The sequence below is a fragment of the Sphingomonas sandaracina genome (assembly GCF_036663695.1).
Classification (GTDB): Bacteria; Pseudomonadota; Alphaproteobacteria; order Sphingomonadales; family Sphingomonadaceae; genus Sphingomonas.
Window position 1 is genome coordinate 604,055 of the sequence record NZ_JAXOJK010000001.1, and the last position, 12,645, is coordinate 616,699.

Annotated in this window: 15 protein-coding genes and 1 other RNA gene; 6 read left to right on the forward strand and 10 right to left on the reverse strand. The window is 66.2% G+C overall.

What is annotated here, in order from left to right; translation table 11 throughout:
- Positions 1 to 42 precede the first annotated feature (42 nt).
- The 8 genes from U1707_RS02615 to U1707_RS02650 all read right to left on the reverse strand — a co-directional run bounded on the left by U1707_RS02615 (position 43) and on the right by U1707_RS02650 (position 6,016).
- Entirely contained in the window at positions 43 to 366 is a 324-nt protein-coding gene (locus U1707_RS02615; protein WP_332798569.1) for a YbaB/EbfC family nucleoid-associated protein, read from the reverse strand.
- The gene (locus tag U1707_RS02620) at positions 363 to 2,072 is read right to left on the reverse strand and encodes a DNA polymerase III subunit gamma/tau (RefSeq protein WP_332798570.1); all 1,710 of its coding nucleotides are present in this window, start codon (positions 2,070 to 2,072) and stop codon (positions 363 to 365) included. The genes U1707_RS02615 and U1707_RS02620 overlap by 4 nt, the downstream gene beginning before the upstream one ends.
- 339 nt (positions 2,073 to 2,411) lie before the next feature.
- An RNA gene (gene ffs / locus U1707_RS02625) (signal recognition particle sRNA small type) lies at positions 2,412 to 2,505 on the reverse strand.
- 68 nt (positions 2,506 to 2,573) lie between these two features.
- Entirely contained in the window at positions 2,574 to 2,813 is a 240-nt protein-coding gene (locus tag U1707_RS02630; protein ID WP_332747011.1) for a hypothetical protein, read from the reverse strand.
- Positions 2,814 to 2,894: 81 nt separating this feature from the next.
- Positions 2,895 to 3,236, reverse strand: coding sequence for a hypothetical protein (locus U1707_RS02635; protein WP_332798571.1), 342 nt, complete (start codon positions 3,234 to 3,236; stop codon positions 2,895 to 2,897).
- A 166-nt stretch (positions 3,237 to 3,402) separates the two neighbouring features.
- Positions 3,403 to 3,708 (reverse strand): 2Fe-2S iron-sulfur cluster-binding protein, encoded by a 306-nt coding sequence (locus U1707_RS02640; protein WP_332798572.1) that lies wholly within the window; start codon positions 3,706 to 3,708, stop codon positions 3,403 to 3,405.
- A complete protein-coding gene (locus U1707_RS02645) occupies positions 3,705 to 4,988 on the reverse strand; it encodes a cysteine desulfurase family protein (RefSeq protein ID WP_332798573.1) in 1,284 nt (427 codons plus the stop codon). The genes U1707_RS02640 and U1707_RS02645 overlap by 4 nt, the downstream gene beginning before the upstream one ends.
- Complete coding sequence (locus U1707_RS02650; protein ID WP_332798574.1) at positions 4,985 to 6,016, reverse strand: cysteine desulfurase family protein; 1,032 nt, start codon at positions 6,014 to 6,016, stop codon at positions 4,985 to 4,987. The genes U1707_RS02645 and U1707_RS02650 overlap by 4 nt, the downstream gene beginning before the upstream one ends.
- An 81-nt stretch (positions 6,017 to 6,097) precedes the next feature.
- Between U1707_RS02650 and U1707_RS02655 the strand changes: the two genes are divergently transcribed.
- Positions 6,098 to 6,754, forward strand: a complete 657-nt coding sequence (locus tag U1707_RS02655; RefSeq protein WP_056048342.1) for an alpha/beta hydrolase — start codon at positions 6,098 to 6,100, stop codon at positions 6,752 to 6,754.
- A 144-nt stretch (positions 6,755 to 6,898) separates the two neighbouring features.
- Here U1707_RS02655 and U1707_RS02660 read toward each other — a convergent pair whose 3' ends face one another.
- Both U1707_RS02660 and U1707_RS02665 read right to left on the reverse strand, forming a co-directional pair.
- A complete protein-coding gene (locus U1707_RS02660) occupies positions 6,899 to 7,078 on the reverse strand; it encodes a hypothetical protein (protein ID WP_332798575.1) in 180 nt (59 codons plus the stop codon).
- Positions 7,075 to 8,037, reverse strand: a complete 963-nt coding sequence (locus U1707_RS02665) for a threonine ammonia-lyase (RefSeq protein ID WP_332798576.1) — start codon at positions 8,035 to 8,037, stop codon at positions 7,075 to 7,077. Before U1707_RS02665 ends, U1707_RS02660 begins: the two co-directional genes overlap by 4 nt.
- Before the next feature lie 137 nt (positions 8,038 to 8,174).
- Here U1707_RS02665 and U1707_RS02670 point away from each other — a divergent pair, with 137 nt between their 5' ends.
- The 5 genes from U1707_RS02670 to U1707_RS02690 all read left to right on the forward strand — a co-directional run bounded on the left by U1707_RS02670 (position 8,175) and on the right by U1707_RS02690 (position 12,643).
- Positions 8,175 to 9,410, forward strand: a complete 1,236-nt coding sequence (locus U1707_RS02670) for a type III PLP-dependent enzyme (protein ID WP_332798577.1) — start codon at positions 8,175 to 8,177, stop codon at positions 9,408 to 9,410.
- A 162-nt stretch (positions 9,411 to 9,572) separates the two neighbouring features.
- Positions 9,573 to 10,628 (forward strand): 1,9-bis(guanidino)-5-aza-nonane synthase, encoded by a 1,056-nt coding sequence (locus U1707_RS02675; RefSeq protein WP_332798578.1) that lies wholly within the window; start codon positions 9,573 to 9,575, stop codon positions 10,626 to 10,628.
- Positions 10,629 to 10,871: 243 nt separating this feature from the next.
- Positions 10,872 to 11,297 (forward strand): MAPEG family protein, encoded by a 426-nt coding sequence (locus U1707_RS02680; protein WP_332798579.1) that lies wholly within the window; start codon positions 10,872 to 10,874, stop codon positions 11,295 to 11,297.
- 84 nt (positions 11,298 to 11,381) lie between these two features.
- Complete coding sequence (locus U1707_RS02685; protein WP_332798580.1) at positions 11,382 to 12,386, forward strand: alpha/beta hydrolase; 1,005 nt, start codon at positions 11,382 to 11,384, stop codon at positions 12,384 to 12,386.
- 68 nt (positions 12,387 to 12,454) lie between these two features.
- The gene (locus U1707_RS02690; protein ID WP_332798581.1) at positions 12,455 to 12,643 is read left to right on the forward strand and encodes a hypothetical protein; all 189 of its coding nucleotides are present in this window, start codon (positions 12,455 to 12,457) and stop codon (positions 12,641 to 12,643) included.
- Positions 12,644 to 12,645 lie beyond the last annotated feature (2 nt).

A 12,645-nucleotide genomic window follows, 5' to 3' on the forward strand; every position in this document is an offset into this window, starting at 1 on the left:
CCGAAGAACGATTGTTCCCGCGCCGAAACAAACCCGAAATGGTTAGAATGGCAGCTTGAAGCCGGGGGGAAGTTGCAGGCCGCTGGTCATCTTCGACATCTCGGTACCCGACACCGCATCCGCCTTCGCTCGCGCGTCGTTGAAGGCCGCGGTCAACAGGTCCTCGAGCATCTGCTTCTCGCTGACCTGCAGGAGCGAATCGTCGATCGCGATGCCGATGATGCGGCCCTTGGCGGATGCCTTCACCTTGACGAGACCGCCGCCGGACGCGCCCTCGACCTCGATCGTGTCGAGATTGGCTTGCGCCTTTTCCAACTCGGTCTGGACGTTCTGCGCCATGGCGAGGATTTCATCGATATTCTTCATGCGTTGCTCCTTTGGCCGGGCCACGATTCGAGCTGTGCGTCGGGAAACGCTGCCACCGCGGCCTTCATGATGGGGGATTCGAGAATAGCCTGGCGCACCGCGGCGTCGCCAGCGTCCTGCGTCTCGCGCAGCGTCGGCTGCCCGGGCGCATCGACGATCGACACCTTCCACGCCGTCCGCGTCACCGTCTTCAACAAGGTGTTGAGTTCGGCAAGCGTGTCGGCCGAAACCGGGCGGCTGCCGCTGAGGACGAATTCGGGCGGCGCATAGCTCACGACGCGCGCACCGTGACGAAGGCGGGCGGCGATCGCGAGGCCGCCCGATTCGTCGAGCAGGTCGACCAGCGCCTCGAACGTCGGCGGCAGGATCGGACCGGTCGCCACCGGCTCGGGCACCTTCGCAGCGGATCCCGCGTTCCAGGGCGGCGCTTCGCCGGACGGGGGCGCAGGCGGCGGCAGCGGCGGTGACGACGGTGCCGCCGAGGGAGCCGCGCCGCTGGCGATCTGACGCGCCAACTCGCCGGGGTCGGGCAATGTGGATGCGTAGATCGCGCGCAGCAGCGCCATCTCCGCCGCCTCGATCGGCAACGCGGCCTTCGCGACCTCGTCATGGCCCTTGAGGAACAGCTGCCACAACCGGTGGAGGGCGGGATGACCGAGCGACGTCGCCCATTCCTCGCGCGCCGCGCGCTCCTCCATCGGTTGCGCGGCATCCGGCGGCGTGCCGACCTTCGTCAGCGTGATGCCGTGGACCGTCTCGAGCAGCGAGCGGAGCACCGACAGCGGGTCGACGCCGTAATCATATTGACGGCGCATCGAGGCAAGCGCCCCTGCCCCGTCGCCTGCAAGGATCAACGTCAGCAGGTCGCGCACCGCGCCGCGATCGGACAAACCGAGCATCTGGCGCACGGCGTCGGCCGTCACGCCACCGCCCTCGAGCCCGGCATGTGCGATCGCCTGGTCGAGGATCGAGAGGCCGTCGCGCGCGGAACCTTCCGCGGCACGCGCGATCAGCATCAGCGCCTCAGGATCGGCGGCGACGCCTTCCTCCCCCGACACCCAGGCGAAATGCTTGGCGAGTTGTTCGGCAGAGATGCGACGCAGGTCGAACCGCTGACAGCGCGAGAGCACCGTCACCGGAACCTTGTTCACTTCGGTCGTCGCGAACAGGAATTTCACATGGGGAGGTGGCTCCTCCAGCGTCTTCAGCAACGCGTTGAACGCGTTCTTCGACAACATGTGGACTTCGTCGATGATGTAGATCTTGAAGCGCGCGGTGACCGCCGAATAGCGCGACGCGTCGATGATCTCGCGGACGTCGTCGACGCCAGTATGGCTCGCGGCGTCCATCTCGATCACGTCGATATGGCGGCCCTCGGCGATCGCGCGGCACGGTTCGCAGACGCCGCAGGGGTCGATCGTCGGGCCGCCCTGGCCGTCGGGGCCGATGCAGTTGAGCGCCTTGGCGATCAGGCGTGCGGTCGACGTCTTGCCGACGCCGCGGACGCCGGTCATCAGGAAGGCGTGGGCGAGCCGGTCGCGCTTGATTGCGTTGCCAAGCGTCTGGACCATCGCGTCCTGCCCGATCAGCTCGGAAAAGGTCTGCGGTCGGTATTTGCGCGCGAGGACGCGGTAGGCGACGTCCCCATTTTGGGCTGGCGCTTTGGCCGGCTGCAGGGGTTCGCCCAGGTCGAAGGAATCTGACATTGCGGTCGTCATAGCGGGTGCTACGCGCGCTGTCGAAGGGGAGTGAAGTTCACAAAGTTCACACGCTGGGAACGTTCTGCACTTGGCCAAGCCGGTAGGCGGGCCAGTGGTCTTGCGGGACCTGTTGCGGCGGGTGGGCGAGGCATTCGCGACTTATGCCACACCGACGCGGGGTAGGACAGTTATTTGGAACGTTTGGGGAACAGCGAGCACGGTTTCTCGCGTTTCTGCCGGGCGACCGTGGAATAAGGGAAATTAGAAGTGCGCTGCGGCTTAGCCGCATCGTCATACGGCGTTTTGCGCCGCTGGCCGCGCTCACATGTCGGAACGACATGTTCGCGGTGGGAGCCGGGACGACCCGTAGCTGAGTCGTTGTGGCTGCTTCCTTCCGGATCTGACCAAGTTGGCGACGACCACGTCCGCCCGACTCCCGCGGCGCATATGGCGGGGTCGGGCGGGATGATCAAGCGTTAGCTTGCCGCATCTCGATCGGGCGCTGGATCAGCGGCGCACGCGGACCGTGCGGCAGACGCGCTGGCGGTGGTGGTTGCGGTAGACGTTGCGGCAGACCTGGCGCGTGCGGACGACATGGCGACGGTAGCCCGGGCGGTTGTCGTTATGACGCACGACGGTCCGCTCGTGAACGACGGTGCGCTGCGCCGAAGCTTCGGCAGCGATGCCGACGGGGGCGAGGCCGGTGAGTGCGACGAGACCGGCAGCGGCGAGGGTAAACAACTTCATGGGAATTCTCCTGCTGGGTTCGGGTTTTGAGGTGCCCGATAACCCAGTCACAAAACTAAGAGCGGTCGTTACGGTTCCGTATCAGCGACGGAAGCAGCGGCGGACCGGCCCATAATAGCCGCGCTCGATCCGGCAGACGACGCGAGACCGGCCGTAGCCGCGCGGGCCGCGATAACCGTAGCCGCCGCCGCGATAGCCATGGTCGCCGCGATACCCGCCGCGATCGCCGCGCCAGCCACGGTCTCCCCGCCAGCCACGGTCGCCATGCCAATTGCGATTGCCGCCACGCCATCCCCGGTCATCGTGCCAACCGCCTCCACCACGGGGGCCGTCCCAGCCGTGGCGTTGCGCGTCGGCGGGCGCTGCGGCGAACACCGTTCCCGCGGCCAAGGCGCCAGCGGCGAACATTGCGATGATCTTCATGTCCGGTACTCCTCTCGAGGCCTCGTACATTGAGGCGATGAGCGGATCTTCGGCGTTTGGCGGTGCACGATCCCTGAACCGGCCGTTGTCTTCCTGTAAGCTTTGTTGACCTACCTTGGCCGATCTAACTGAACCGACCTAACCGGGCCGACCTAACCGGGCCGACCTAACCGGGGATGCGTACGGTCAAGCCGTCGAGCGCGTCGGTCAGCCGGATCTGGCAGGCAAGCCGGCTGGTGCGCGTCGCGTTGTGGGCGAGATCGAGCATGTCCTCCTCGTCCTCGCTTGCGGCCGGGAGTTTGGGGAAGTCGGCGGCATCGACGATGACGTGGCAGGTGGCGCAAGCAAGCTGGCCTTCGCAGGTGCCTTCGAGTGGCTGGTTATCGACCTGCGCGACGTCGAGCAGGCGATCGCCGACGTTAGCGACGACGCTGCTGGCAGTCCCGTCGCGGGCAATGAAGCGGACGATCATGGCCATTGCGCCTTGGCTGCCGAGACGATCGCATCGACGGCATCGCGCAGTTCGGTTTCGGTCGTGTAGCGGCCGAAGCCGAGGCGGATGCTGGAGCGTGCCTGCGGTTCGGTGAGGCCGATCGCGCGCAGGACGTGGCTGGATCGGCCCGATCCGCTCGCACAGGCAGAGCCGGCGGAGAAGGCGATATCGCGCAGGTCGGACATCAGGCGGTTCACATCCAGGCCTTCTCGGCGGATGTTAAGATTGCCGTGATAGCGGTGTTCGGTCGAGCCGTTGACCATCCAGCCGGGGCCGAGCCGATCCAGCGCGAGCGACCACAGGCGATCGATGTGCGCGGCGTCATGATCCTTGCGGTCGGCCATGAGTTGGGCTGCGACGCCGAACCCTGCGCAGAGGGCGGGTGAGAGTGTGCCGGAACGGCCGGGGGCTTCCTGTCCGCCGCCGTGCATCAGGGGGGCAAGGTCGACGCCGTTGCGTATCCAGAGTGCGCCGATGCCTTTGGGGCCGTGGATCTTGTGTGCCGAGATCGCGATCAGGTCGACGGTATCGGGGACGGGCACGCGGCCATAGCCTTGCACCGCGTCGCAGAGCGTCAGCGCGCCAGCCGCGTGGGCCATCTCCGCAAGTCGCGCGATCGGTTGGATCACGCCGATCTCGTTGTTGACGAGCATTGCCGCGACTAGGCCGGTCCCGGGGAGGATCGCGGCGCAGGATGTGTCGGGGTCGACTAGCATGGATCGACATTCAACTTCCCCCCTCCCTGGAAGGGAGGGGCTGGGGGTGGGTTGGCCAGCGTTTGCCGCCGACGTTCGATGATCCGGAAGCCGACCCACCCCCGACCCCTCCCTTCCAGGGAGGGGAGAAGAGTCGCGCTGACTGTCGGCACGTCGACTGTCGCGCCAACCTAGACCGTCTGCGCCGAAACTTAAGCCGTCTGCGCCGACTGGGAGGATCGTGACGTGGCGCCCCCTCCTCGCTTCGTCCGCGACAGTGTCGAGCACCGCCGCGTGTTCGGTGGCGAGCGTCACGATCGGGCCGATCGTGCCTTTGATCGCCCAGTTCAGCGCTTCGGTCGCGCCGCTGGTGAAGGCGACGCGGCCGCCGCGGGGCAGCAGCGCCGCGATCTGGTCGCGGGCGACCTCGACGGCCGCCTTCGCGCGGCGGCCTTCGCGGTGGGGGGAATGCGGATTGGCGTGTTGCGATTCGAGCCAAGGGAGCATCGCGGCGAGCGCTTCGGGCGCGAGCGGGGTGGTTGCCTGATAGTCGAGATAGGTCATGCGGCCCGCCGTATGTCTTGGGCGATCCGCGTCCACGCTTCGGCGAACTGCGCGACATCGTCGGACGTCGTGGTCCAGCCGAAGCTGACGCGGACGACTTCGGCGGCGGCTTCGGTGGTATAGCCCATCGCGGCGAGAACGTGGCTGGGGCGCATGCTGCCCGACGAACACGCGCTGCCGGCCGAAACAGCGAACCCGGCCATGTCGAGGCGGATCAACTGCGCCGCGGAACTGACGCCGGGCAGGCGGTAGGAGGCGATCGTCGGGATGCGCGGGGAGTTTTGCGCGACGATTTCGCCGCCGCCAGCGAGGATGGCGTCATCGAGTTCATCGCGCAGATCGGCCATTGCCGCGAACCAGTCGCGGGGGGCCTCCAGCGCTGCGGCGAACCCGAGCGTACCGGGGAGGTTCTCGGTGCCGCCACGATAGCCTCGCTCCTGCCCGCCGGTTGGGTCGAGCATGCCGAGGTCGCGGACCAGCAGCGCGCCGATGCCGGGCGGACCGCCGAGCTTGTGCGCGGAGACGATGATCAGGTCGGCATCGGGGAGAGGGAACTTTCCCGCGGTCTGCGAGCAATCGGCTATCCAGAGACCGGTAGGTCGATTTTGGAGGACGCCGGTTTCGCTGTTCGCGGACTGAAGCGCGATCGTCGTTGCGCCCTCCCCGTTCATGACGATACCGCCTGCGTCGACGTTCAGCATGACCGGCTGCTCGGTGGCACGGAGGACCGCATCATGCTCGACCGCCGCCACCGCAACCCCGGGGCGCCCACGTAGCGCCAACGCCGCGGACTCGCTTGCGCCGCTCGTCAGGATCACATGATGCGGCCAGTCCAGCGCCTTGGCGATACGCCGCCGCGCATCCTCCAGCGCTGCCCTTGCCGCGCGGCCCTCGGCATGCGGCGAGGAGGGGTTCGCCCAGCGTGCCATGCCCTCCACCACCGCCGCGATGGCCTCGGGGCGCATCGGCGTGGTGGCGGCATGATCGAGGTAGATGCGGGCTTCGGTACGGGCCAGGGTCGGTTCCAATTGCGAAAAGGGGCTCGATCCTTATATAGCGTCGATCATCCGGCACTCCACCCGAGTGCGTATCCCAGCTCGCGAGTGCCTATGCCAGAAGTCATTTTTCCCGGTCCCGAAGGCCGTCTCGAAGGTCGTTTTGCGCCGGGCCCACGTCCCCGCGCACCTGTCGCGATGATCCTGCATCCGCATCCCTCGGCCGGCGGCACGATGAACAATGCGATCGTGCAGCAGCTCTACAAGACCTTCCAGCGGCGTGGGTTCGCCACCCTGCGATTCAATTTCCGCGGCGTCGGCAAGAGCCAGGGCGTGTTCGACAACGGCGTCGGCGAACTTAGCGATGCGGCGAGCGCGCTCGACTGGGTTCAGAGCTTTCATCCCGAGGCGCAGACGACCTGGATCGCGGGCGTCAGCTTCGGTGCTTGGATCGGCATGCAGTTGCTGATGCGCCGTCCGGAGATCCGCGGGTTTATCTCGGTGGCACCGCCGGCGAATCTGTACGACTTCACGTTCCTGGCGCCGTGCCCGTCGAGCGGGATCATCATCCAGGGCGAGGCCGACGAGGTCGCGACGCCGGGGGCTACGCAGAAGCTGGTGGATAAGCTGCGGACACAGAAGCATATCACGATCCATCACGACACGATCCCGAAGGCTAACCACTTCTTCGAGCATGAGATGCCGGAATTGATGGGGTCGGTGGACAAGTATCTCGACATGCGACTGGACCCGAACTCGCCGATCAGGTGAGGTATCCTTCCCCCCGCGGGGAGAAGGTGGCGCGGCAGCGTCGGATGAGGGGGAGTTGGGATTGGCTGGTGCTCCCCAACTCCCCTCTCCCTTCCCACCGCAAGCGCGGCGGGCCCCTTCCCTCTCCCCGTAGGGGCGAGGGAGTTAGAGGGTCCAGATCGCTACGTTGGCTAGCAACACTGCGGCCATGACCAGCATCAATATGCCTTTCCTGCGGTCGCGCTTCTTTGCGATCAGCACGACGCCGCCGATCAGGCAGGCGAACATGCCCAGCATCGCAATTGCCGGTGCCGCGGCTGCGATCGAGGTGAGTGCGGCGTTCATGCCGCCATCGCCTTGGCGTAGGCGGCGAGGTCGACGTTGCCGCCGGACAGGATGACGAGCAGTTCCGGTTCGAGCTTTACCTTGCCGGCCAGCACCGCAGCCAGCCCGACCGCGCCGCCGGGTTCGATCACCAGCCGCAGTTTCTCCGCCGCCCAGCGTTGTGCCGCTGCGATCTGCGGTTCGCTGACCGCGACGCCGGTCGCGTCCCGCCGGGAGAGGACGTCGAAGGTCAATTGCGACACGCGCAAGGTCTGGAGCGAGTCGCACGCGGTCGGCGGTGGATTGGGACCGACGGGTTCGATCCAGGACGCCTCCAGAGAACGGCGCATGTCGTCCCAGCCCTCGGGCTCGACGACAGTTATCGCGCTGTCCTTCAGGGCCAGCGCGATACCTGCCGACAGACCGCCCCCGCCGCATGGGATCACGACGCGGCTCGGCACGCCAAGGCCCAACGCCGCCATCTGCGCCGCGGCTTCGATCCCGGTACTCCCCTGCCCCTCGATGATCCACGGATCGTCGAAGCTCGGCACCAAGGTCGCGCCGCGCGCCTCCGCAAGTCCTGCGGCGATCGTCTCGCGGCTTTCGGTGGCGCGGTCGTACGTCACCACCTCCGCGCCGAGCGCCAGCGTCGACTCGCGCTTCAGTCGCGGCGCGTCCGACGGCATCACGATCGTCGCCGAGATGCCGAGCCGTTTCGCCGCCCACGCGACTCCCTGCGCATGATTACCCGACGAGAACGCGACGACGCCGCGCGCGCGCGAACCCTCGTCCAATGCGGTGAGCCGATGCCACGCGCCGCGAATCTTGAACGCACCGACCGGTTGCAGCGATTCGGCCTTGAAAACGACCGGTATACCCTTGATTTCGCTGACGAACAGCGGCGTCGGCGGGAGGATGCGGGCGATCTTCTCCGCCGCATCGCGGACACCCGCCCGTGTCGGTTGTCGCAAAATCGTCACACACCGTCTCCTATCCGCCAAACGCTATTTACATGGGGGGCGCGTAACCCTAGATCGCGCTTCCGCTGCCCCATGGGACTTCCAACCGCAAGGCAGTGTTTTTGTAATTTGTCTCAGGACATTGGAGGTCCCTTGAATTGGTCAAGCATCATATCGCGCTGGGGTTAGCGAAAGCCCATTCGACCGCCGACACCTCCCACATCGGGAGCGGCATCGACATCGCTAAAGGGCGTCCGGTTGATCCGGTCACGCTCGTTCGTCCGCACGCCGCTGCGCGCGCCGCTCGGTTCTTCGTCGAGAAGTTCCCGGGTCGCTCGATGTATGCGGTGAAGGCGAACCCGTCTCCCGAACTCCTGCAGATCCTGTGGGACAACGGCATCACGCATTACGACGTGGCGTCGATCGCCGAAGTGCGCCTGGTCGCACGGACGCTGCCACAGGCAACCTTGTGCTTCATGCACCCGGTCAAGGCCGAGGAAGCGATTGCCGAGGCGTATTTCACGCACGGCGTCCGCACTTTCAGCCTCGACAGCCTCGAAGAGCTCGACAAGGTCGTTCGCGCCACGCGCGAAGCCACCGACCTGACGCTGTGCGTGCGTCTGCGCGTGTCGTCGGAGCATTCGAAGCTGAGCCTCGCGTCGAAGTTCGGTGCAGCGCCGCATGAGTCGAAGGAACTGCTGTTCGCGGCTCGCCAGGCGGCGGACGCGCTCGGCATCTGCTTCCATGTCGGTTCGCAGGCGATGACCCCGGAGGCCTATTCGAACGCGATGGAGCGCGTCCGTGCGGCGATCGTCGATGCGGCGGTCACGGTCGACGTCATCGACGTCGGCGGCGGCTTCCCGTCTTCGTACCCCGGCATGGAGCCCCCGCCGCTCGAGCATTTCTTCGAGACGATCCACCGTGCGTTCGAATCGCTGCCGGTCAGCTATTCGTCCGAGCTGTGGTGCGAGCCGGGCCGGGCGTTGTGCGCGGAATATTCGTCGATCATCGTGCGCGTCGAGAAGCGTCGCGGTACCGAGCTGTATATCAACGACGGTGCGTATGGCGCGCTGTTCGATGCGGCGCATATCGGCTGGCGTTTCCCGGTCGAGCTGCTCCGCGAGCCGGACAGCCGTGCGAAGGACATGGAGTTCAGCTTCTATGGTCCGACGTGCGACGACATGGACTACATGGTCGGCCCGTTCATGCTGCCCGCGGACACGAAGGCCGGCGATTACATCGAGATCGGCATGCTCGGCGCCTATGGCTCGGCAATGCGGACCGCGTTCAACGGGTTCGGCTGTGACGAGACGGTGATCGTCACCGACGAGCCGATGGTCTCGCTGTACGACGAACGTTTCCAGGAACGCGCGTCGAACGTCGTCAAGCTGTAACCAACACCAAGTAATCGTTCGCTCTTCGTCTTCCCCTCCCGCAAGCGGGAGGGGACCGAGGGGTGGGCGCGCGTTTTCCACATCCGGCGCGTTTGCGGTGAGCGCGCGCCCACCCCCTAGCCCCCTCCCGCAGGCGGGAGGGGGGATCAGGAGAAATTAGACATGACCGAAGACACCCGCATCGACGCGCAGCGCAAGGCGGAACTCCTCTCCACAACCGTCGAGCATATCGACATCAAGAGCTTCGACGCGCGGCCGATCGTCGATGCGATGAAGAAGATGTCGTTCACCAGCCGCGACCTCGGCCGTGCGACCGACATCTACAACCAGATGCTGGCCGACAAGGACTGCACGATCTTCCTCGTGATCGCTGGCTCGACGAGCGCCGGCGGTTGCATGGACCTGTATGCCGAGCTGCTGCGCAACAACATGATCGACGGCATCGTCGCGACCGGCGCGACGATCGTCGACATGGATTTCTTCGAGGGCCTCGGCCACAAGCATTATCAGGCGCTCGAAGTGCCGCACGACGACGTCCTGCGCTCGCTGATGATCGACCGGATCTACGACACCTATATCGACGAGGAAGAGCTCCAGCACGTCGACCACACGATCTTCGAGATCGCCGAGACGCTCGAACCGCGCGCCTATTCGAGCCGCGAGTTCATCCGCGAGATGGGCAAGTATCTCGTCGAGCACGGCAAGAAGGAGAACAGCCTCGTCAAGCTCGCTTATGAGCATGACGTGCCGATCTTCTGCCCGGCGTTCGTCGATTCGTCGGCCGGTTTCGGTCTGGTCAAGCACCAGGTCGACGCGGTGAAGGCGGGCAAGCCGTACATGGTCCTCGACGCGATCGCCGACTTCCGCGAACTCACCGAGATCAAGATCAAGGCCGGCACTACCGGGCTTCTCATGATCGGCGGCGGCGTGCCGAAGAACTTCATCCAGGACACCGTGGTCTGCGCCGAGATCCTTGGCCATGACGACGTCCAGGTGCACAAGTATGCGGTGCAGATCACGGTCGCCGACGTGCGCGACGGTGCATGCTCGTCCTCGACGCTGCAGGAGGCGGCTTCGTGGGGCAAGGTAAACACGGGCATCGAGCAGATGGTGTTCGCCGAAGCCGGTTCGGTCATGCCGTTGCTGGCGTCGGACGCGTATCATCGCGGGCTTTGGAAGGACCGTCCGGTTCGCAAGTGGGGCGCAAGCTTCGACTGAGGCTTGACGACGCTCCGTCGCCATCTCGGAAGCACGCCACCCTCGTCCCTTGGAGGCAAAGGTAGCATGTTTCCCCGCGAAGGCGGGGACCCAGACTGGGCTCCCGCCTTCGCGGGAGAACAAGGAAGGGTGACGGTCGGTCGATCGCGGCCGTATCCTTGCTTCAAGTGTATATGGCCCGCATCGTTGCTCCTCCCTCGCAATTGATGCAGCCTCCTCCGGATAACCGGGGGAGGCTTTTTCATGCACAGCGACATCCTGCGACCGATGGTCGTGTTGATCGCGTGGACGCTCGTGATGCTGGGCTGGATGCTCGCGACGCGGCTGCCGGCGATGAAGGCGGCTGGCGTCGACATGGGCAAGCTCGTCGGTACCCAGGCGGCGGATGCCGACCGGTCGCTGCCTCCACAGGCCCAGTGGAAGGCGCACAACTACAACCATCTGATGGAACAGCCGACGCTGTTCTACGCGGTCTGCACCGTGCTGGCGTTCAGCGGTACGGGCAACGGCGTCAACGCTTGGATCGCCTGGGCGTATGTCGGACTGCGGATCGCCCACAGCCTCGTGCAGGCAACCAGCAACCGCGTTCGCGGCCGCTTCCTCGTGTTCGTGCTGTCGAGTTTGATGCTCGTCGCGCTTACTCTCCACGCGGCGCTCGCCGTGTTCTGAGGGCTTCGAGAACGCGTACGAATAATCGCCGATCGCGTCGCACGCCCCTCCCCGAACACGGTCGGATCGTCTAGCATTCCGGCCATGACCTTCGATCGCCGTTCGCTGCTCACCCTCCCCCTCGCCGCCGGGCTGGCGCTTCCCGCGTTCGCGCGCAGCGGTGCGCAGCTTACGGCTGCCCAGCCTCGCGCGACGGATGTACCGATCTGGCCACCGGCGGAGAGATTCGCGCTGTGGCCCGGTATTCCGCAGGGTGCGCCGAATCCGCTGCCGGTCCCGCGTCCGAGCATGCCGCGCTATCCGGATGGGTATCGCGACTTCCAGATGCGCGGCGTCGTGCGTCCCGAGGTCGGCGTGTTCCGCCCTGCCCGTCCCGATGGTCGCGCGGTGCTGATCGTGCCCGGGGGCGGCTATTCCATCACCTCGCTGCGCAACGAAGGGATCGACGTCGCGCGCGTGCTGAACGCGTTCGGGATCACTGCGTTCGTGCTGAGCTATCGCCTGCCGGGCGAAGGCTGGGCCGACCGCGCCGACGTTCCGCTCGCCGACGCGCAACGGGCGATGCGGCTGATCCGCGCCAACGCGCGGACCTATGGCATCTGGGCGGAGAAATTGGGCGTGCTGGGCTTCTCGGCCGGCGGACATCTGGCCGGCTCGCTGGCTGTCCTGCACGAGTTCAAGACCTACCGCCCGGTCGATGCCGCCGATCGCCATTCCGCGCGCCCGGCCTGGGCCGGTCTGATGTATGCGGTCTCCAACATGGATCCGGGCCGTAGCCACGGCGGATCGCGGACGAACCTGCTCGGACCCGACCCGCTGCCGGCGGTACAGGCCCGCTACGCGATCGATCGCCAGTTGAAGCCTGGCGCGCCTGCGCTCTTCCTCGTCCATGCCGAGGATGACAACACCGTGCCGGTCGCCAACAGCGTCGACACGCTAGCCGCTGCGCGCCGCGCCGGCATCCCGACCGAGGCGCACTTCCTCCAGCGCGGCGGCCACGGCTTCGGTACACGCCTGTCGCCGCGCTCGCCGGGGTCGCTGTGGCCGCAAATGTTCGATCGGTGGATGGGCGAACTGGTAGCAGGTTAGCGCCGACGCGGACCCAGGGAGCAAGTGGCGCGCCCCGCGCGTTATCCCAAGATACCGGGAGAGCCAAGATGACCCAGCCGCACGACACGCCGCGCGACGTCTTTCAAGAAGGCGGGGAGGTCATCATCGACGGACCCTGCGGCGCGGTGATCGCAATGACGCCGGAAGCGGCGTTGCGGACGGCAGGTAGGCTCGACGATGCCGCACTGGAAGCGTTGATAGCGCGGGCAAAATTGGTGCCTATCCCGCCGCGCTAGGT